The 21234-nt window shown below is 35.0% G+C and carries 22 protein-coding genes and 1 pseudogene; 1 reads left to right on the forward strand and 22 read right to left on the reverse strand.

All coding sequences use genetic code 11. The features are described from left to right. Positions 1-485: 485 nt before the first annotated feature. The 6 genes and pseudogenes from NSQ29_RS20235 to NSQ29_RS20260 all read right to left on the reverse strand — a co-directional run bounded on the left by NSQ29_RS20235 (position 486) and on the right by NSQ29_RS20260 (position 6102). Positions 486-2459: an alpha/beta fold hydrolase gene (locus tag NSQ29_RS20235; protein WP_341125937.1), complete on the reverse strand. Its 1974-nt coding sequence runs from the start codon at positions 2457-2459 to the stop codon at positions 486-488. 60 nt (positions 2460-2519) lie between these two features. Beyond that, positions 2520-3140, reverse strand: a complete 621-nt coding sequence (locus NSQ29_RS20240; protein ID WP_341125938.1) for a TetR/AcrR family transcriptional regulator — start codon at positions 3138-3140, stop codon at positions 2520-2522. A gap of 782 nt (positions 3141-3922) precedes the next feature. Next, positions 3923-4402, reverse strand: a pseudogene (gene sigK / locus NSQ29_RS20245) (RNA polymerase sporulation sigma factor SigK); the annotation flags it as partial. Positions 4403-4518: 116 nt separating this feature from the next. Further along, on the reverse strand, positions 4519-4758 hold the full coding sequence (locus tag NSQ29_RS20250) for a hypothetical protein (protein ID WP_076307465.1): 240 nt from the start codon (positions 4756-4758) through the stop codon (positions 4519-4521). A gap of 39 nt (positions 4759-4797) precedes the next feature. Further along, positions 4798-5037, reverse strand: a complete 240-nt coding sequence (locus NSQ29_RS20255; protein ID WP_341125939.1) for a hypothetical protein — start codon at positions 5035-5037, stop codon at positions 4798-4800. Positions 5038-5673: 636 nt separating this feature from the next. Continuing rightward, positions 5674-6102 carry a hypothetical protein gene (locus NSQ29_RS20260; protein ID WP_341125940.1) on the reverse strand — a complete coding sequence of 143 codons (429 nt, stop codon included), beginning with the start codon at positions 6100-6102 and terminating at the stop codon, positions 5674-5676. Between the two features lie 64 nt (positions 6103-6166). On the opposite strand from NSQ29_RS20260, the gene NSQ29_RS31595 reads away from it, so the two are divergent. Continuing rightward, on the forward strand, positions 6167-6421 hold the full coding sequence (locus tag NSQ29_RS31595) for a hypothetical protein (protein ID WP_445739169.1): 255 nt from the start codon (positions 6167-6169) through the stop codon (positions 6419-6421). A gap of 317 nt (positions 6422-6738) precedes the next feature. Here the strand turns inward: NSQ29_RS31595 and NSQ29_RS20275 are convergent, their stop codons facing one another. The 16 genes from NSQ29_RS20275 to NSQ29_RS20350 form a co-directional block, all read right to left on the reverse strand. Further along, positions 6739-7278 carry a hypothetical protein gene (locus NSQ29_RS20275; RefSeq protein WP_139331162.1) on the reverse strand — a complete coding sequence of 180 codons (540 nt, stop codon included), beginning with the start codon at positions 7276-7278 and terminating at the stop codon, positions 6739-6741. Positions 7279-7343: 65 nt separating this feature from the next. Beyond that, positions 7344-7619 carry a toxin C-terminal domain-containing protein gene (locus NSQ29_RS20280; protein WP_341125941.1) on the reverse strand — a complete coding sequence of 92 codons (276 nt, stop codon included), beginning with the start codon at positions 7617-7619 and terminating at the stop codon, positions 7344-7346. Between the two features lie 270 nt (positions 7620-7889). Then, the gene (sigK, locus tag NSQ29_RS20285; RefSeq protein ID WP_076193608.1) at positions 7890-8420 is read right to left on the reverse strand and encodes an RNA polymerase sporulation sigma factor SigK; all 531 of its coding nucleotides are present in this window, start codon (positions 8418-8420) and stop codon (positions 7890-7892) included. 592 nt (positions 8421-9012) lie between these two features. Then, positions 9013-9927: a radical SAM/SPASM domain-containing protein gene (locus NSQ29_RS20290; protein WP_076276609.1), complete on the reverse strand. Its 915-nt coding sequence runs from the start codon at positions 9925-9927 to the stop codon at positions 9013-9015. A 43-nt stretch (positions 9928-9970) separates the two neighbouring features. Next, positions 9971-10930 carry a hypothetical protein gene (locus tag NSQ29_RS20295; protein ID WP_076276610.1) on the reverse strand — a complete coding sequence of 320 codons (960 nt, stop codon included), beginning with the start codon at positions 10928-10930 and terminating at the stop codon, positions 9971-9973. 9 nt (positions 10931-10939) lie between these two features. Continuing rightward, a complete protein-coding gene (locus NSQ29_RS20300) occupies positions 10940-11839 on the reverse strand; it encodes a hypothetical protein (protein ID WP_076276611.1) in 900 nt (299 codons plus the stop codon). A 53-nt stretch (positions 11840-11892) separates the two neighbouring features. Further along, positions 11893-12651 (reverse strand): glycosyltransferase family 2 protein, encoded by a 759-nt coding sequence (locus NSQ29_RS20305; protein ID WP_076276612.1) that lies wholly within the window; start codon positions 12649-12651, stop codon positions 11893-11895. A gap of 127 nt (positions 12652-12778) precedes the next feature. Continuing rightward, a complete protein-coding gene (locus NSQ29_RS20310; RefSeq protein WP_076276613.1) occupies positions 12779-13963 on the reverse strand; it encodes a hypothetical protein in 1185 nt (394 codons plus the stop codon). A gap of 197 nt (positions 13964-14160) precedes the next feature. Next, positions 14161-14835: a radical SAM/SPASM domain-containing protein gene (locus tag NSQ29_RS20315; protein ID WP_076276614.1), complete on the reverse strand. Its 675-nt coding sequence runs from the start codon at positions 14833-14835 to the stop codon at positions 14161-14163. Between the two features lie 22 nt (positions 14836-14857). After that, positions 14858-15583, reverse strand: a complete 726-nt coding sequence (locus tag NSQ29_RS20320; RefSeq protein ID WP_076276615.1) for a hypothetical protein — start codon at positions 15581-15583, stop codon at positions 14858-14860. Further along, entirely contained in the window at positions 15576-16145 is a 570-nt protein-coding gene (locus NSQ29_RS20325; RefSeq protein WP_076276616.1) for an SLOG cluster 4 domain-containing protein, read from the reverse strand. The genes NSQ29_RS20320 and NSQ29_RS20325 overlap by 8 nt, the downstream gene beginning before the upstream one ends. A gap of 828 nt (positions 16146-16973) precedes the next feature. Beyond that, the gene (locus NSQ29_RS20330) at positions 16974-17762 is read right to left on the reverse strand and encodes an alpha/beta hydrolase family protein (RefSeq protein ID WP_076276617.1); all 789 of its coding nucleotides are present in this window, start codon (positions 17760-17762) and stop codon (positions 16974-16976) included. Positions 17763-17777: 15 nt separating this feature from the next. After that, a complete protein-coding gene (locus NSQ29_RS20335; RefSeq protein ID WP_076276618.1) occupies positions 17778-18593 on the reverse strand; it encodes a serine aminopeptidase domain-containing protein in 816 nt (271 codons plus the stop codon). A 53-nt stretch (positions 18594-18646) separates the two neighbouring features. After that, entirely contained in the window at positions 18647-19516 is an 870-nt protein-coding gene (locus NSQ29_RS20340; protein ID WP_076276619.1) for a glycosyltransferase family 2 protein, read from the reverse strand. After that, on the reverse strand, positions 19485-20963 hold the full coding sequence (locus NSQ29_RS20345) for a class I adenylate-forming enzyme family protein (RefSeq protein ID WP_076276620.1): 1479 nt from the start codon (positions 20961-20963) through the stop codon (positions 19485-19487). Before NSQ29_RS20345 ends, NSQ29_RS20340 begins: the two co-directional genes overlap by 32 nt. Further along, positions 20956-21219: an acyl carrier protein gene (locus NSQ29_RS20350; protein WP_076276621.1), complete on the reverse strand. Its 264-nt coding sequence runs from the start codon at positions 21217-21219 to the stop codon at positions 20956-20958. Before NSQ29_RS20350 ends, NSQ29_RS20345 begins: the two co-directional genes overlap by 8 nt. Positions 21220-21234: the final 15 nt, after the last annotated feature.

Genomic DNA, 21234 nt, shown 5'->3' on the forward strand with positions numbered 1-21234 from the left:
TATCTTGAATTTTCTTCTTCAATTACAATATTTCTACTACTATTTTCCCATACTATTTATCTGTTGAAGCACTGCATTTACTTGTCCTAAAATTCTTTTAACCTCATCTGTAATATTGCAACGAAAAAGACCCTTAACTACAGAGAAAAACTCAGTATCAATTCTTCTGTAGTCATATCCCGTTCGAACTACATTATTAAGTTTATTTAGAACATATATCCAAAATTCTTTACTTAGAAAGTGACTTCTCAAATCAATTAGGTCGTGTCTTAAATCTCACTTAAGGGCATCTTTCACCGCCTTTTCGTCCCCCTGCTGCGTCACTTTCTCTTGACGTACCCCGGTACGCCTGCGAAAAAGTTTCTGGCTTGGAACTAAATTCGGCAAAATCTGCTCCTTTAGGAGTTCTAAGACACACCCTAATCGAACTTGACCCTTTCGACAGTATTCGCGGGATTCCTGCACCGTAGAGAACTGGACTCGTCTCATCTCTTGGTATTGAACCACTCTACAAGAATCGCAGCAGTATCATGGGGCTGAAATACCGGAAAATAATGACCATAGGGTACACCTACGCATTTAACCTGTGGATCGATTTCCTCAGGATAGTGGTAATCCTCATCTTCCTTGCCCCAGACCACTACTGTGCTCTTCGCCTGATCAGCTTTACTCCACATCCCCATCGATAACTTGTCTTGGACTCCTTTGCCCTTCCCGGTATGAATCCAGCGTAACAAATCGGTATGCGCACCCGCAATGCGTGGAGATTGCATACTGGACCTCACCTTTTCTGCAAATCTTCTAATTACACGGTGATCCGTGTCACGTTTTGATTGAAGCATACGATTCCAGCCAGCTTCGGATCGCCCGGCCAGAAGGGTACGCACGAAATCTCTTGGCATACGGGAAGCCATACGCAGAGCTGTCTGGTTAGAGTTATGACCTACGGGCTGCAATAAACCAAGCTGAATATCTGTGCGTCCGCTCCTGAATGCCGCTGTAGCCGCAATTGCGCCCCCAACAGAGTGACCGATCAGCTTCATCGGGCCTTCCAACTCGCGAAGTGCGGTGAGTAGTTCATGCACCTGGCCTTCAAACGCTTCACTCTTCTGATGAACAGGTGACCGACCGAATCCGGCCAGATCGACAAGCCATACCGGGTTTCCTGTCAGTTCCCGAAGCCGTTCTCCCAAAGGTAACATCTCATCGGCACAACTAAGCAAACCATGTACGATGATCCACGGCTCTCCTTCACCATCCCAACCAAGTGCAGCCAAATTTCCAATCCGTGATCGAATACAACCGGCTGGCAAAGTCCCAGATGATACATGACGGAGACGATAATCCAAGTCGGCTGTCACAAATGGAAGCTGTTCCCTGATATCAGGCCAGGATTGTCCCATACGTGTGAACAGAGCCTCCGTCTCTTCCACCGGAAATGTTCTGTTGGTGATAAAAGAAACCGATTCTGCTGGAACACCGCTGATCCGCGTACCGCCTGATTTCATCGCCCATTGAACCCATGTCAGTGGTACAGCCCATTTGGGCTTTGGAACATCCATTTGCTGTGACAGAAGATGCAGTAATTCCTTCATGCTAGGACTATCTTCTTTGCGCGCCAAAAGTGGATACGTTCCTCCCACTGGAGCTGTTTCTTTGGATAAAAAGACAAGGGTCTTTGCAACCACATCATTCTCCACAAGCGGCAACCAATACGATGAACCTCCCGGTACAACAGGCATGAATCGTTTCTGAATCGCCTGAATGAGCAGTCCGATACCACCCGTTTGCTCGGTTTCACCCGTGGGCCGCGGTCCCACCACTGTACTTGGATTGACAACAGACAACGGATACTGATTCGCCTCTGCATGTTCACGGATATACAGATCAGCGTGAAATTTCATTTCTTCATATGCACTTTCATGATTTTCTAGTTTGTTGACCTGAATGTATTCCCCCTTTTCGTCCCGTTGTCCATACGGGCTCATAAATCCAACAACATGGATAAAGTGTCTCAGTCCGCGTGTACGATGGATCTCGCCAGCCAGTTCCGCCACTTCCTTCGCGCCGTTCATAAAAATCTGTTCTGCTTCTTTACGCTCCAGAGTAACATCCATCGTGCCGCCAGCATGAATGATGACGTCTGCTTCGAGAACAAGCTGCCGATCAGTCAATACAAGGCCGAGACCTGGTTTGGACAAATCGCCGTGGATAAATGTAATTCGGTCGAAGTTCTTCACTCCGTAAGCTTGCAGCACAACTCTGGCTCTTGGTTCGGAACGAACAAGCAACAACAATTTTGTGTCCCCAGCCGCGAGTTGTTTTACTGTTTCCTTACCGATAAAGCCTGTACTGCCTGTCATGAAAATGATTGCAGGTTCAATTGCCCTCTTGTTAATAACCTGCTTTATGTCCCTAGTGTGCTCCGTATTTGTTTCACGAGTAGTATGAACATTCATTGTGTATTCGCCCCTTATAGTACTATGAAGTACTAATTATATTCAAAAAAACAGCTTCGTTTACCGAAGCATCTGACAAAAAGTACGTGCTGATTGTTCAATAATTCCTGTATCACGCGCGGTCTCCGCAAGCACAAGGGAACCTTCCATTGCCGCAATAAATAATGCTGCTGCTGGCCCCGGCTCGATTCCTTTACGAAACTCCCCGCCATCCAGCCCCTGTTGGAACAATTTCTCCATCATCGGCTGCAACTCACGAAAGAAACGGGATATGCTTTCTTTTACTTCCGGTGCACTGGCTGGTGTCTGCATATACAGTGTAATAAACGGACAACTTCCTTCATAATCCCGACCCTCTATGCCTGCGGACAGTAACGCCATAAACGAATAGATGCGTTCTGTTACCTCTCGTTCACGCTGACTGAGCAGCAGGTAAAGATCTGATTCATACTGGGCGATCCAGTACTGCACCACAGCATGAAGTAATTCCTCCTTGTTTTTAAAATGGTAATAAATATTCGACTTAGATACTCCGCTAACCCGTACTACCTCATCCATACTAACGTAGCTGTACCCCTGACGCAGAAATAACTGTGCAGCCACTTCAACTGCCTTGGTCCGGTTAACCGGATTGGAACTCTTAGATTTAGCAGATCCAATGTTCAATTTTTTATTTGTCATAGATAGAACTATATAGTACTAATCAAATAAAAACAAGTTTTTTGTTAATCATAAGATCCTCTTTCACCTCAACCCCCTCCTACTTGTCCACATATAGTATTAACGCTGTGTTAAATACGTCATGGAATTACTAAACCGCTTCGGGTTATCCACATTCCAGAGATATTCACGAGGTTATTGGATCTGATCGGCAGATTCATCCTCTTTAATCAAAAGCGACTAGGGCGTGTTAGTGACTCAAAAATATATTTTCATTATATCCATATTATTACTACATCATTTCAACTCTTGTAGATATAAGTCTAGCAACAATTATTACTACTCTTTTTTTGCTATCGATCATTTTAGAGTTATCTAGAAGCTTATTCCTACATTCAAAATATATATACTAAATCTATGCATCATTTTAAAGTATTCTTCTGAACACCACTTTATCTTTATTTCTCTACTTTTTTCATGAATTTTTATTAACTGATTTTAAAAAAAATTCGTTGAACTATATCTTCAGCTATAAAAAACTGTCTCTTAAAGTAAATTATTTGCTTCTGATAGGACCTTGGTGCTTTTCATTGTTCTCATATACATGTAACAATTGAATATGGAAATCATAAATTTCTTTGTATGTCATAATAACACCCCTCAGCAGTTAAAAAGTTAATTTTCTAAATGTGCTTTTTTTATGTTCATTTAGCCCAACAACTTGCCTTAACAAAAAAGCAACTCCCCTATTGGCAAGTCGCTTTTAAATACTCTATTGTGAATCTCTAATTATCGTCTATATCTCACCGCTTCGCCTTATAAAACTCATGATAAAGCTTCATCAGCGCCCTTTTTTCTATTCTCGAAACATAACTCCGCGAGATCCCTAACTCCTTGGCAATCTCCCGCTGCGTCCGCTCTTCCCCACCTGTGTCCAGCCCAAACCTACCCACCACAACTTCTTTCTCTCGGTCATCCAGAATATCAAGATTACGATAAATCTTGCTCTTCTCAATCTTAAGATCGACCTCTTTAATGACATCATCAGCTTCAGAGCCAAGGATATCGATAAGTGTAATTTCATTACCTTCCTTGTCTGTCCCAATCGGATCGTGGAGAGATACATCTTTACGTGTTTTCTTCAAAGATCTAAGGTGCATCAGGATTTCATTCTCGATACAACGGGCCGCAAAGGTCGCGAGCTTCGTGCCCTTGTTCGGGCGATAACTCTCAATCGCTTTGATCAGCCCGATCGTTCCGATGGAGATCAAATCCTTGAGGTTATGGACACGATACGATGTAATAACCTAGACACGAACTGGATTTACGTGCCTCTGGGCACGCAAACAATTAAAAAGCCACATGGAGTTGTTACGCTCCTATGTGGCCTTTCACTTAACTATCTTGAATTTTCTTCTTCAATCACAATATTTCTACTACTGTTTTCCCAATCATATATTTTTCCAAACATTACCTCCACACCGCAAGTTGTACAACTAAATAGATATCTAGATTGTATTGAATCTTCTTCTCCCTTACTAATATCACAAATAGTTACTCTAATTTTGGAGTGATCCCAGTTTGATTGACTGCAACAGTTACAAACCAGTTCCTTTCCCCATATTTTAATAGTAGCCATGTTTACCTCCTACAAACTAATATTCTTAACCAATCGATCTTAATAATACTGTATAAAAGTGAGGTTGGTGTTTGCATTCTCGAATGTCATAAGCCAATCATCAACATCACCAATTAACTTTTTAGCCCATGGAGTTGGATATACGCTGACATGAGACGTCCCATCTTGATCGGCTATTAAGATACCTGTTGCATTAACAGCATCCATAGTAGTAACCCAATCCATCCCTCTTTTCGTACTGAATGAGAGAGCTTCATCATCAATAAGTTGCCTAAACAAATCCCCATTCTTTTTGAGCTTTAATATCTCCTTCGGCTCGACTATTAAACTTTGATAATTAGACTTATTAGTCCGTCTGTACATTGAAATATTATCACTTTCACTACCCTTTACTTGTATTAACAAAAAAAAGCAACTTCCCTGTTGGAAATTTGCTTCTAAAATACCCTGTTGTGAATCTCTACTTATTATCTAAATTACCGCTAGATCCTACCGCTTCGCCTTACAAAACTCATGATACAGCTCATTAGCGGCCGCTCCTCCCCTCAGGTATCCAGTCAGAAGCAGCCGACAACGACCTCTTTCTCGCGTTCATCCAAAATTCGAGGTTAAGGTAAATCTTGCTCTTCTCGATCAATTATGCTAAGAGTACGAACCGATTTAGTCTAGTTTTTCGCCACTGGATGTGATGACTTGAAAGACAAAAAGAAACCTCATGGGTGTGGTGGAAATTTTAAAATCAAGTAACTTTATCCCAAATATTAGTTGCCACCTGCTTGTAGCCCTTAAGACTATAATTTCTTCTTGTCTCATGAATTCCCAAAACCCATCTCACCACATTATGACTATTAAGATAGAGCTTAAAAAAATCGTCATAATATTCCACAATCACCTCCACGCCTAATGCTGAAACAATTAAATTATTAGCCATCTCAGTAGATAACAATATGTCCGAGATTTCATCATAAAAAGGCCTGTAAGTTCATCAAGCGTATCACAATTTAAGTAAGTAATATTTTTTGTGTCTAGAGAAATACTTGTCTCGTAAATATTTCCTATCTTGCTTAAAATCACAACAAATTTATTGGAGCTAATCTTTCCATTTATCGATATAATTCTCCCTTCCTCAAGAAGCACTGTAATTTCATTTGTACTACTTTCACACGCATGAATTTGCAAATCGCCAAAGTCCCAATTTTCTACAGACTCAATCTCATTAATAGTAGCTTCAAGCCCTTTTACTTGCACGACTCTGAGAAGACAATTTAAATCAATTACGTTTTTTGTAAATATTATTGCATTAAATTTAGCACTCATCTTTTCACCTTCCACTGTTTGTTTCAATGATTGCTCTTGTCACTCTTGTGGAATCTGCACCAGAAAAAGGCTGATAAAATCACCATTTTCCTTGACTCTCAACAAATCCTTCCCTTTTGTACTATTCCGTTGGCTATTGACTTCCGCCCTCAACTTATTAGAGGAGTTAGAGCTATCCATCGATGCCTTTACATTTTTAGGTCTAACCGTCGTTATAGATCACTTCAGTTTTCTGTGTCTGCAATACGTTATTGATCATCCCGCTGACCGTACTGGATTTGAGCGCTCCAATTTCGTCATAGCTGTATCCAAACACACTGCCGTTACGATTGGTTTTGCTGGTTAATTGCCCTAATGCATTATAGGATAAGCTTTCACTTTGAGAAGCCCGTCCAGCTTGCTCGTCAATAACCCAACTTCGTTATAACTCTTGGTATTCAGCGTTTGCTCAGTTCCACCTTTAGCTTGCACCGTGACTTTCGCAAGTTGACCATCCCCATCGTACGTAAAGCGTGTGTGCTTTAATGCATCGTTGACGGAGGTTAGACGATTTAGAGCATCATAACTATAATCTCAACCACCGCCATACTCAGAATGTCAAATGCTAAATCACAAAAAATAAGCCACATAGAGTTATTACACTCATATGTGGCTAAAGCACTACTATTCTTCCAAATAAGGTGATTCAAAACTCTCAACAAATAAGCCTGAATTACTGATCTTTATTAAAGAATCATTACATTCCTTCACACTCCCTAAATACATGTAATAATCAAAACCAAAGTGAACAAACATCTCTCTACTTTGAAATTTACACCAAATCTTTTCTCTTAAAATTAATTGAGAAAGTAATTTCAACTCATACACAGAGATATAGTCGCCATTTTTCACACTGTTATAAATACTTTTCATCTCGTCAGTGTAGATGGAATGGAATTCAGCTTTCTCCACGTCAAAGTTATATTTTTCTAGATCTACTACTTGAATTGTGTTTAAATTATTCTCATTCATTATTAAATTTATAGCCGTTATATATAATGATTCAGTTTCTAAATAATTTTCAATTAAAAAATCTCCAGATGGATACAAATTCCCGACATCACTTATTGAGGTCCATTCATTTTTTGTGTATACATCATTAATACGGTTAGCTGGGTTATATTTAGTAATCCTCCAAAAGAATTTGTACATTTCAATCTCCAATCCTATTTAATAACGCATCATAAGTACCCAAATGAGTATCTTTACTCAACCAAATATCCCTTTTTTTAAATCAATTTACATATACCTCCAATATGCAAATCAAGATCTTGGGTAATATAGAGTTTACCATTTTTATACACTAGTTTATCCTTAATTTTTACTTTCGTCTTTGTAAAACCCAAATATTCCGCTAACATAGCTATTTCTTTATTTATTAATCTTAAGGTTTTACCGCTTAATTGAGTTTTTAAAACTTTATCTTTACTTCCACCGGAAAATAGACTTAGAGCAGCGCCAAGCATAGCATCGTCCATAACTTGGAATCTTCCATAATCTCTCATTAATTGATCAATCTGCCCTTCATACGTATCCTCATTTAAAAACCGCCCTATACTCGGATCTTAATACCTAGCTCGTGTATTTTTAGAAAAGTGCCTTGACATCCGGTTCGGACATTGAATAGTACCTTCAGCAGCTAAAAAGATATTCTTCTGATTATGCTTTTTTTATGTTCATTTAGCCCAACTACTTGAATTAACAAAAAAGCAACTCCCCTATTGGCAAGTCGCTTTTAAATACTCTATTGTGAATCTCTAATTATCGTCTATATCTCACCGCTTCGCCTTATAAAACTCATGATACAGCTTCATGAGTGCCCTCTTCTCTATCCGCGAAACATAACTCCGTGAGATCCCAAGCTCCTTCGCAATCTCCCTCTGCGTTCGTTCCTCACCGCCCGTATCCAATCCAAACCGCCCCACCACAACTTCCTTTTCCCGGTCATCCAGTATATCAAGATTGCGATAAATCTTACTTTTCTCGATCTTCAGATCAACTTCTTTAATGACATCATCCGCTTCCGAGCCGAGGATATCGATAAGTGTAATTTCATTACCTTCCTTGTCTGTCCCAATCGGATCGTGGAGAGATACATCTTTACGTGTTTTCTTCAAAGATCTAAGGTGCATCAGGATTTCGTTTTCAATACAACGAGCAGCAAAAGTGGCTAGCTTTGTGCCTTTGTTTGGACGGTAGCTTTCAATAGCTTTGATCAGACCAATAGTTCCGATGGAGATCAGATCCTCCATGTCTTCCCCAGTATTATCGAATTTTTTGAGGTTGTGGACACGATACGATGTCAAACTTTAATTCATAATCCAAACATGAATCATCACTGCGCCAGCGATAGAGATAGTTTAGGTTACTGTATGCAGTTGCAGAAAGAAACCTCATTGATTAAGCTCCCACCACACTATCGTATGTTCTATTCAATTCTATCCTGATGCTTGGTGACGATTTTCGTTCCGAATTCGTCCCAAAATAATGTATCTATGTTTCAGCACTCCACATATGATGAGGAGACGATGACAATAAGTATTCGAATGGAACAGCATTGCTCACTTAATCATATTTAAGATGATCATTACAATGTTTCATCACTGAAAAAGGAGGGCACTTAAAGAAAAAATGTCCTCCTTATCATTATTTGAAGAATATTCCCACTGTTAGAACTAACTTTATAGTGTTACCTAATACATTTAGTGCAATCCATATTTTCAAAGGTGCATATCAATTTCAAATGATCTTATCCTTATGTCGTAACTAGCAAGTGTGTGAAGAATAAATATCAATCCCTATTCAAGAGTTTAGTACTTCTTATGTAAATCCCTAATTCCGTAACAAGTGTATCAAGTTAAGGGATTATTGTTACTGAGTACAGCTTCAACCCTCTACTTACCTTATCGAAACTTGGGGTATGACTGAATCACATTTTTCACAGAGTGGAATTCTTGATCTATCACTACTCATTATTTCTCGTATTTTATTATATTTTTCGTTATACCAAACACTTTGGATTGTTTCTTTTCTTAAATCCCCCATCGTCATTTCTCCGAGTGCATCAAAACAACACAGGCCAACTTTTCCATTAGATCTGACAATAAGCTGTTCAAACGGTAACAAACATGCTGATTTCATAATAAACGGGAGAGTATTCCTATTCTTAGCCTGTCCCGCTCTATTTCCCAAAATTTCGTTTTCTTTTCTTAAATAAATAAGCACTTTATTTTCTAAATCATTATGTATAGAATAATCGTGAATTGATTTAATATTATCAGTTAGTTTAAGTTCATCATTATAGCAATCAATTACCAAAAAATCTAAATATTCAATCAACTCTTTAAACTTATCGGAAGTTAGTAATGTTCCATTGGTATACATATATAATGTACATTTTGGCAACTTGTCTCTTGCTTGCTTAGTTAATTTAATAATCCTTTTATCAAGTAGTGGTTCATTGTTTGAATACATCCCTAAACTTCCAGAATAATCTAATTCATACAATTGATCTAATATTGATTTAAAGAGCTCTTCATCCATTAATTTATATTCTCTATTATCGTTATTCCTATTGACTGGACAAAAAGAACACTTCCCATTGCATCTATTAATCGTTTCTATCTCAATATTATTGAAAAGGGGAACTCCTTCAGCAAGTAAGGACTGTGATTTTTTTCTTGTTAATTTTATTGAGGTCCTATCTGAATAAAATGTGCTGGCATTTTCTATAAATTCACCAAATGTGGGACTTTTTTTTTCTACATAGCCCTTTATTTTTTGTAGGGTGTTGTTATACTCATTAATTATCATTTATTATCCTCATTTCCTTGAGTTCACACTAGTGAGAATTCGTTCACAGAAATTTTTTCAATACATCTGCACATTCTAACTCCATATTGTACACTCGAGATAATCTCTCTATATTTTTTTTCGCATCGTATTTCCCTGTTATTTTTGATTTAAGCAAGCAGATTCTAAAGCTCTCCCAAGAATTTATGGTTTGATCAATTGTTGAAAACACAACTGGATTTATGCTATAATTAAGATCATTTTTCATAAAATAAATAAATTCTAGAAAAGAACATTTTGAATCTATTATTGATTTTAATGAGAGACTCCACGTTTCTAAAAATTCTACTCCTTCATCGTTTAAATTATATAATGCTTGTAGAAAGTTTTTTATAGCGAACAATCCAGATGAAATATTAATTGATTCAACTTCTTTACCGATTATTCCAATATGAAACTCGTTTAATTCAGCAGATAATATTTCTTCAATTTCTGTACTGAGTGAAGGAATTGATAATTCTATACAATCCGAGGGGAAAGAAACCTCCTTCATTGATGCTATTATTTGAGTTGTTCTAATCCAACCTTTAAATTCTGGTACATAATCTATAACAAACACTTTATCGTCATCTGAATAATTGGTTAACATAAAATAATGCACATTAGAATTTCTTTGGTAATTGCTTACCCAAGGTAAATAGAATCCGTTGCCAGCAATAAACAAACAACTACCACTATCTATAACTTTACGAATTAATTGGTCTGTGCTATCCTTTGAATAATTCCGAATCTCAACACCAAACATTCGTTCTAAATTTTCATAAAATTTCTTTTTACTTGTATTATTTTCACTGAAAATTTGATTTGTTTTAGAATTAAAATAGAATCCCAAGGAATCATACAACAACCAGTGATAATTATAACCATAAGATGTTATATATGAGCAAATCAAGTACTCTACACAATCAAGGAAATGCTTTCTTTGTTGATAAATAACTGGTTTTTTATATGTATTTTCTTTCATGCTCCACCTTCAATCCATGCAAATTGATAAATCATCCAATCTTATTCTCGGGAAGTACTCAAGAATTTTTTGTTTATAAGGGAACTCTCCGTAACACAAGCAATATTTATATTCTATCGATGTCGCCTCGATGATGTTAATCAATAAAGAGTAAATGCCTGGGCGATTTTTTTTGTACTTCATATTCCATGGTGCGATAATATCAAATACTATTTTATTTTTATGATCATAATAGAGAAGACATCGACACATACATTCATCTCCAAGCCAAAACTCTTTAACTGTTACTTCTTCTTCAATGTATATTTTTTTGAAAATGTCTATTAGTATATTATCAACATCTTCATCAAATCTATCATTGCAAAATAACTTCCAGTCATCAAATAGATGCGGTAAATCTCTAGTTAATTTCACTACTAATCCGTCGTTTTTTTTCAACAATTTATTATATTTTTTATTAAGGATCTCTAGATTCTTTTCACAGTTCTTTGTGTCTACAAGAACAAGCTCAGATGATGGTATTAGAACAAGTTGTTTCAACTGTATAACTTCATCCAATATTTTCATCATAGAATCTCTGAATTGTGATGCTAACGACAATGGAAATGCATGGGCAAACGTAATATCAATTGAATTACCTAAAGAGTCAAAGATACTCCTACTAAAATAGGTTGTATAAAGGCATAAGATACCATCAGTTAATGAAATAACCTCTGTTTTATCAATTAATACATACCTGTGATCTTGAATCAATTGGTATTTACTCAAAAGAGACTTTAATATTTCTTGCGAAGTACCCGTAATAATTATTTCTTGTCCTGTATTTTCTTTAATAAGTACATGATTACCAGTACTTTCTAATTGTATTTTTATAGTTTTAGATATATTGCAAATCATTTGAAGTATCATTTGCAAACCTCATTTAGTATGAAAATTTTAATAATTTATAAAAATTAAAACATTTATCGAAAATTGATCCTAAATGATTCCTGGAAATTATTATTAAAAAGGTCTAAGTAGTATCCGTTATCATAACGTTGGGTGCAGATATCACTATTTTCAAACTCTTTCTTAGAAAAACTGTTAGGTGTGTCTCGAAAATAATATAAGTAATGCGGTATTTTTTTGAATTTCCCTATTAGTAAGTGATGTAACAAAAAGTCGATGTCCTCTCCATTTGCCGTCTCATTATACTTATATTTCTTCCAGCAATCCTTTCTTACTACTTGTAATTGATTCATATATGTCGGTTCATCTATTGTTTCAGGATCAATTTTGTAAATATTTATTGGAGGAAGGTAAGTTAGAGAGTCCTTCCACGGATTTAATGCTCCATCCCCCATAATTCTTATCATGCCACTTGAAAAGATACTAATATCACTATTCTCAGGATCATTTATGAAATCACAAACAATTCTAAGAGCATCAGGATGTAGCAAATCATCACCATCTAAGTAAGTAACCCACTTTGTTTTAGCCATCTCAAATCCAATATTTCTAGTATATCCAGCAGTGCCATTCCCAATGATTTTCACGATTTTTATATCATTACATTTAATATATGGAGAAATCTCCTGGAAAGTATGATAAGATTGCTCATCTGAATGGATATCTGCAATGCAAATAAGATCGAATTTCTTTGTTGTTTGAGTACTAATTGAAAGTAACGCCTCAATTAAATATCTCGAATGATGTGCTGTAATAATTAACGAAATTGTCATTTAACATTACCTTACTCTCTATTATTCTTGTAAATTATCTCTTCTGGACATATCGCTATTTTCCTAATCTTCCTGTTTAACAAATTCAAAAACATGTTGATAAACTGATTGTTATACCAAAGAACCCTTACCTAGTCGTCATTGCCTCTGAAATACTAAAATTTCTACTATACAAATACTTTTCTAACATCCCCTGAGCATCAGGGAGTTTTTCCCATTCATTAACTAAGCCTGATAGTATCTTATAATCATTGTTGTACTCTATTTCAGAAAGATAATTAATTATCTTTTCATGTAAGAAGTCCTGAGTATGTAAGGGAGTGATTATATTACTATAAACGTATTTACTTACGATATTAATCCCCTCTGATTCGGGCTTATTATTTATTAGCTCTAGTATATTGGTGTGTTCAGGCCATAAAATGCTTGATTGATAGTTAGTTTGATAGATTAAATCATTTTGTTGTAAAAACTGACTCACACTAAATCCTGGTAGAAAAAACGGAACAATTTCTAATAATGCTGCCTCATAAATTGAAGTGAGTCCTGGTGTCAAAAACTGATATTTAGAGTTAGCTAAAAGATTGCGGAATAAATCCTTTGAACATGAATTTATTATTTCTATTTCCACTCCTAGATCATTGAACTTGGGGACCCACTCTAGATCAACTAACCCACCTATAATATAAATTTTATAAGAATCTTCAAGTTTGCATTTTAGTTTAGGTATCAAATATGCTAGTATCCACTTCGCGAATGAAGAACCAAGACTATTACTAAATGGAGTGGCCATACCTCCAAAAGATATGACAATGTTATTTTTTTGTTTATTTTTATTTTGATTAACTAATTGTATTCCCTCATAATCAACTAAAGGTTTTACATAATTAATACCTTTAAATTTATAAGAATCAATTCCCTTTTGTGAAGAACCAAAATAATGTTGTACTAGATAATTCTCATGCTGAATAAATTGTCCTACTTCAGGCCACATCCAAAAAAGAGTATCCAAGCCTATAACATCATATTCTTCTTTTTGAGAAATCTTGATGAAATCCGGATTAGTATTCGAAATTATAGTGGAATTGGCGGGAATTAATTCTTTCATATACCCAATAAAATTTTTATCAGATGTATCAATATTTATCGATTCATTTTGAGGGAACTCCTTTTGCACAAAAACTAATGCTTGTCCTGTTGAAACTATTATACAATCAAACTTATCATTAAAATATTTAATTAACTCAATCGTAGTACTCGCAGGACCAAAACCAAAATTCGGAAATTCGAAATACAATTTTCTTTTAGTCATTCTTACGCTCCCTTTCGATAAATCATTAATATCGCCTCGTTATACTTCATGGATATATAAGTGAATTTAATATGCTCTCTTTTACAGATTTTCTTGTATAAGAATCTTAGTATTGCATCGCTACCTGACTCATTCTAAAAAGAGCTTTCCTAACCTTTTCGTGAGAGATGATGCGAATATTCACTATAAATATTACATCACAGAACCTCTTCTCCTCTCATGAGGTTACATGTCGAACATAATGCAATCGGACGAAAGATGTACCTTTCACCATTAAGGATTGATTCTATAGAAATATTTTCATCTATACCATTTACATCTATACAACAAGTATTGATTTTTCCGTTCCATAATATCACGAATGCGTTTTGTCTCTCGAAAATACAAGATTGATTATTACTACTTGAATAAGCGAACTTATCTTTTGTTTTTGTTTGGTTAGCCCAATTATGTTTTTTATCACTTTTTCGAAAAAAATGCGTTATTTCAATATTTATACTATTTTCAACTAATAATGCTTTAATCCGATCAATTTCTCCATTTGTATGTTCAGAAATAGAGATGTGGCGTAAACCAGCATCATATAACTTCCTTGCAGTGTCCAAATCAAGAAGAACTCCATTAGTAAAAAAATTCGGTATTAAACCTTTTTCAATGGAATAATTTATAAATAATATTATATCTGGATGGAGTAAGGGTTCTCCAAAATTATGCAAATAGATTTCCTTTTGCTCACATCGGATGACTAATTCTACTGCATCTTTAAATGTCTTAAATGACATAAAACCTTTTTTTCGTGTTTGATGAGGATGAGGACAATATACACATTCGAGATTGCAATAATTTGATATTTCAACTTGATATACCTTCACTTTACCCCCTCCTTGTTAATGTTTAATTAAGATGTTCGATTAAATTAACTCCATCGCGTTCAAAGATAATCCCTATAACCGGATGGAAAATTCGATAATAATCGCTATATTCATTGATTTTCTCTGCTAATAACTCAATACTTATATTTCTTCCATGAAAAATGCTGACCCTTCCATGCAAAAGAACAGGAAATGAAATCATACAATTATATTCATGAGCTAGCAAATGATGATGCAGCTTATTTTTATATACAGCTTCACGAAATGATAGTTGGTCAGGCGGTTCTTCAATACTTATCTCACATTCTCTTTGATGAAAAATCAACCAATCCAAAAAACACTTTTTTACCTTTGAGGTGTTTCTAAATAAGATTACACCTGTATTCATCTCTTGAAATGATTTTGGAACACCTTCAACAACATCGTCTATAGGGGCATAAGGTGCCGCAATTTCAAATGTATCTAGTAATTTGAATAATTCAGTCAATTCGTCTACTACATAAGTATCTGTGTCTAAAAACAAAGTTTTGTCATACGGCGATTCTTTTATATACTTAACCTTATCTATAAACCCAAATTGTGGATCATTAATTTTCACCAATGAATCAACAGCAGGTGATGAAAAGTATTGATCTGAAAAAATAGTAACATGTACTGACGGCATAATCTTTTTTAGTTGAGTAGCAGAAAAAATAGCCTCAGATATATATTTTTCTCCTGTAGCAATATATACTACTCCTTTAGACATAAGCCGGTAATTCCTCTTTAATAATACTTTTCAAATCATGTACTGTATTAGCAACTAGTAGCTTTGCTCCATAATGATATGCCCCCTGTGAATCGAGTGTTTTAAATACTCCAGAAAAAATATCACTAGCTCCCCCCAAGAAAGCAGCTGTAATAATTTTTTTACCTGAAAACACAGAAAAAACCAGTTCATTCAACGTCCCCCAGTTCCCATATAAACTGATTACAAGATCAGAGGCTTCCATCATTTGCATAGATCTAATTAAAAAGGCATCGTTTTTACTGTATTCACCTTCAAGATAGTAAATTTCACTACACCCATCAGTAGGAAAATCAAACTTTTCCAGATGTTCTTGATTATCCACAGCTGGAGAATACCCTATTACACGTCCACCATTATCAACTGCTCCCTTACCCACATAGTATGGTACTCCAGAGCAAGCACCTGTCATTAAACTAACATTATTTTCAGCTAACCAAGCACCTAAATCATAACAATATTGAATGGAATCTACGTTCATTTCCTGATGCGCACTTCCAATAAGAATTATATTTTTCGCCAAAATAATTTCCCCTTTTTTTAGATTAGTTGATCAAAACTTCATTTAGGACCAACGGAAGTTCAATCTTGCATCGACGGCCAGAAGCAGCTTATAAGCCGAACCAATTCAATTAGTTTCAAAATGTATCAAGTTTGACTCCCAAGTTGGTATTGCCTCTAAACTCGCTTTTACGTGTTGGTTCTTTTTTCTCATAGCATGTAAAACGGCTCTGTCGATGACGATATGGATTTCATCGATGATTCCAGCCTCCTGGAACGAGCCACGAGATTCTCAAACATTCGCTTTGCAATATCTTTTTGAGTCAAATCGTTAAAGTGCTCGATCTAGACGAAGTCAATACTGGTAATAGAAACGAAAGTGGATTTCGAGTCTGCGTTGTTAGCCGGTAAACGTATCGATGTTCTCCAAGGGAGCAGGTTAGTAAGGCGCGAATAATCCCTTGGCGTAAAGTCCCCCCGCTCTCGGGGTGAAGAATTCCTCAGTTTTCTAGCATAAGGACGTAGGTCAAAATTCGCTGAAAGAGAAAGGTAGTTGTTCTTTAGATTCAACTTTTTACATTTCACCAAAGAAAAACAGACTTTTATGGAGAATACACATGGTGACTTCACTACTTTGTGTTTTCTCATTTGGCCACTTGAAAACTTCTCCAAAATGGGGTGAAGTCCTTTTTCATGTTCAAAATCACTTTGTGTACCGATGGCTGATTAATGCACAATGCTCAATTAATAAATATTTTAAAATAATAAACAGCTGATTTAAATAAACGTTCAAAAAAGTAAGCTGTTATTTAAAGGAAATTCTAATATAAATCCTAGGAATTTTTGAAGTTTAATTATTAATTAAAAGTTGTTTTGAAATACCTTTAAACCAATCTATTGATTCGTTTATTAGTTGAGAGGACATTTTATGATCCTCAAATACGTGACTTGCACCCGAAATTGTAATGATCTTTACATTGTTGCTTTCTCCAACCTTATCAAGTAATGTTTGCCGTTCAGAATTAGTAATCACATCACTTCCACCATAAGCACAGAATTTTGGTCCAATAAATTCACTGAATAATTCCATATAAGAATCATTTTTTAATTCTCTTAGATACTGCGTTCCCATCCATAATCCTAAGATTGGCAACACTATTTCATTTGTTAACGGTTCTCTAACAAGTCGTTGGGATGTGCTAGACATGTTATCCATAGTTTCAAAAACTGGACTCCAATTCGCTAATCCCTTCACTTCATCACTTAGGTTTGCAACAATATTTGCAATTTTAGCTCCATCACTAAAACCTAAAAGAAATATATTGTATGTTTCTTCTTGAAAGCATCCCTTTATATAATTTATTACTGCCAATACATCCTCGACCTTAGAAGTGTTGGATACTTCCCAGAACTCTCCATCACTTACTCCTAACCCTATATAATCAAATCTCACAAAAACAATTCCTGCATCCATAAACTCTTTACCAGCTTTTACAAGAAGTCGTTCGTTTTCAACCCTATTACCATTCAATCCATAACAAAGTATTACTATAGGGGTCCCCTGTACACGTACATCTGGAATATGCATAATACCAGCTATACACTTAGATTTCTTTAATATGTGAATGGGTATTTGCATATAAATTACGCCGCCTTATTGTAATTTTAGTTCACTTATCCAAGATACTACTCTTTCTATAACATTATGTTGCCATAAAGGATCCATACGCAGAGAAGTATACTCCGGCATAGCAAGGATATACGGAAATGGTGTTGATGGGGACCACTCCACAAATCCATCCTTGTTCTTGCAACTATCAATTAACCAAAGAGTATCACATTTGATATTGTTATAAATTATATTTAAGTCCATATTTAAAAGTTCCCTTAATAGTTGACGTGAAGAGCGATTACTTTCAATAACTCCCAAATCAATCAGTGCTGTTAATAAACTATATTCTTCTTCCGTTACATAATTGTTAGAAGTCACCATTTTAAATAGCGTACTAATTTCTTGGTTACCTTCTACTATTGGATTTAGTATTTTCTTCACTGAATTTAAATTAAAGATAAGTGGATTTACTCCCACAATTGCCTTAACATCGTTTCCTGTTGCTAGACTTAACAAAGTTGCACTTACACCTCTACCTACACAGAAAATGGTTTCAGCAAGATTATCTTTGATATATTTTATTGCTAATGAAACATCCTCACAAAATCTCTCAGCAGTAATATCCTTAAAATCCCCTGAGCTATCCCCGTGACCTCTGGTATCTATTTGAATCGCATAAAATCCTTTACTTGCCAATCTACGTGCCATTTTACTCATAAAGTATTCTTGATCACACATCGGCTTATTTAGTCCAGCCAATAGTAAAACTGCAACAGTATTAGTTCTTTTTTCAATTGGAAAAACTGTTATAGTGGATAGTGTTACATTACTATTAACAATCCAGTTTTGAAGTATCATTTGTAGCCCCTTACTGTAATAGTCATTAGGTGATCATTAAAAAAACTGGTTAATTATTTTATTGAAAAATTATGCTCTTTTGTTGCTTTTCTTAACCAAAGAGCGTTTCTATTTTTTTCAATTTCTTGCATACTCTTGTTACCATTAATAAATTCACAGAATTCCCTAATTAAGTCTTCATTCGGATGTAATTTGTTTATTAATTCTAAGGAACTCGTTATATTAATTTTTAATAATTCTATATTTCGAGTATGAGCCAAATGAAAATTAATTGCTCTATTGTTGTAAACAAATCCTTCTTTTTTTTTGAAAACCCTGAATCCTAGTTCAAAATGTTCAAACCCCCACTCATTGAATAATTCATTAAATCCACCAATCTCTGAGAATAGACTTCTTGAAATTGACATATTCCCTGAAAATGTAGCAATCCACGAAATCGATGAATCAGTATTACCATCTTCGTCAAATAACTCATATATCATTTTAGGGTATGCCGGTATTCTAGATTTTTTGGCAAGTATGTTTTGATCTTTTAATAAAAATTTATTAATAATTGAAAGATCTGAGAAATAAACTTCTTTAACACACCCAATTGTAACTCGTTCACCTTTATTACGCAGATGCTCTTTAATGAACTCCTTATCAGGCACTCTATCTGCATCACAAAAAATAAGGATTTCATTTTGAGAGTTTAAAAAACCTGTGTTTCTTGCTTTAGCCCGCCCTTGATTAGGTTGAGTGATAATTTTAAGATCATAATTAAATGATGTATTATACAAAATATTTTCAACTGGTACACTTGATCCATCATCAACTACAATAACCTCAAAATTTCCTTTGAATGTTTGTTTTTCTAATGCTTTTAGAGTAAAGATCAATCTTTCAGTTTGATTAAAAACTGGTATGATTACCGATGCCTTCAATATCTTCTCCACCTTTTTCTTCTACCCAACTTTCGAGCGCCCTTCTTGAAATCTTCCCTAATACACTACATGGGGATTCATTTGTTAAATACAGTCTTTTGGGTAACATATAACTAGGTAATATAGTTTTTAAAATTGAATAGATACCCTTGCTTGTTATTTCGTTATCCTTTTTCATCACTAAAATTGCAACTAAATATTCACCAATACCAGATCGTTCTTTCTTAAAAACGTGTGCAGAATCAACTTCAACTAATGATTCAATAGCTTCTTCTATGTACAAGTACGATATATTTTTCCCGTTCAAAATGATCAATTCGTCGTTTCTTCCCACGTGGTAATAAAATCCATCTTTATCCCTGTACCCTAAATCTTTAGTAAATAACTCATGTATATATTCTATTTCCCCATCTTTGAGATATCCTGTCATAACTCCTGAACCTGAGATAACTATCTCTCCTACTTCGTTTGAATCATTTACCTCTAATCCATCTTTTATTAATCGAATATTTGTTCCCTCAATTGGTTTTCCTATGGAACCAAGCTTTGCAGAAAGATCTTGATACGGTAGAAAAGTAACCCTAGAAGAAGCTTCAGTTAAACCATATCCACATAGAATTTTCGACCCAGGCAAACGTTCTATAGCAGTTTGCAATAGATCAACTTTTATTGGCGCTCCTACAATTGAGATAGTGTCGAGACTTTTAAGTAATTCGACATTATAACGAAGCATTAGCTGTAAAATTGTTGGAACAATAGTTATTTTAGTCACTTTTTTTGTATGAACTGTATAATTTATATTTTGAGGAGAAAAAACCTCATTACTTACTACTAAAGATGCACCTGATATGACAGAGAGTAATACATCTGAAGTAAGAGTAGATATATGACTTATATTTTTAATCATATATAGGGTATCGCTTAGCTGAACATTCATATATTCTTTTATTGCGGATATATTATAAAGTAAGCTACCATGCGATAAAACCACCCATTTCACTAAAGATGTAGTTCCTGAAGTTGGAGCAATCAATATTGTGTTTAGTGGTGTATTAAAGAACTTCTCATAATATATTTTTTTAAATAAACATACACCATGATCTTCGGAAATTTTTAAATACTCAACACTTTCGAAATCACCAACACTTATTAACCATTTAGCATTAAGTTTGTGATTTTCAGAGATTATTTCAGGGCGAGAAATGCAACATACCCCATCGAGGAATAGAATCGACAAGAAACCAAGAACAATTGATTCATTGTTATTGTTACAAAGTAGTATTACTCTATCCCTGGATTTCACTCCAGATTTTAGAAGCATCTCTTTAATTGAAAGTATTTTTTCATATGCAAATCCATATGACACATCACTATTTTTTAACTTTAAAAAGATACGTTTCGTATTTTCCTTCATACAATTCTCTAAATACAATCCAATTTTATCCATTGTAATTATTAATTCGATTGATATATTGAGTTACCCCTGAAATCGTATTTAACGTTTCTAATGATATATTTTCATCGAATTCAATGAAAAACTTTTCTTCCAGAATGATCATGAATTCCATTAATACTATAGAATCAAGACCATATTCATCTTGAAGTGATTCATTATCTCCTATAGTTTCAACATCAAGGGGAATTGATAAAGTCGCCAATGCTTCCCTTACATTTTTATTGATTTTTTTAATATTTTCACACATAGTAATAGACTCCCT

The organism is Paenibacillus sp. FSL F4-0236 (assembly GCF_038000135.1).
Lineage (GTDB): Bacteria > Bacillota > Bacilli > Paenibacillales > Paenibacillaceae > Paenibacillus_AQ.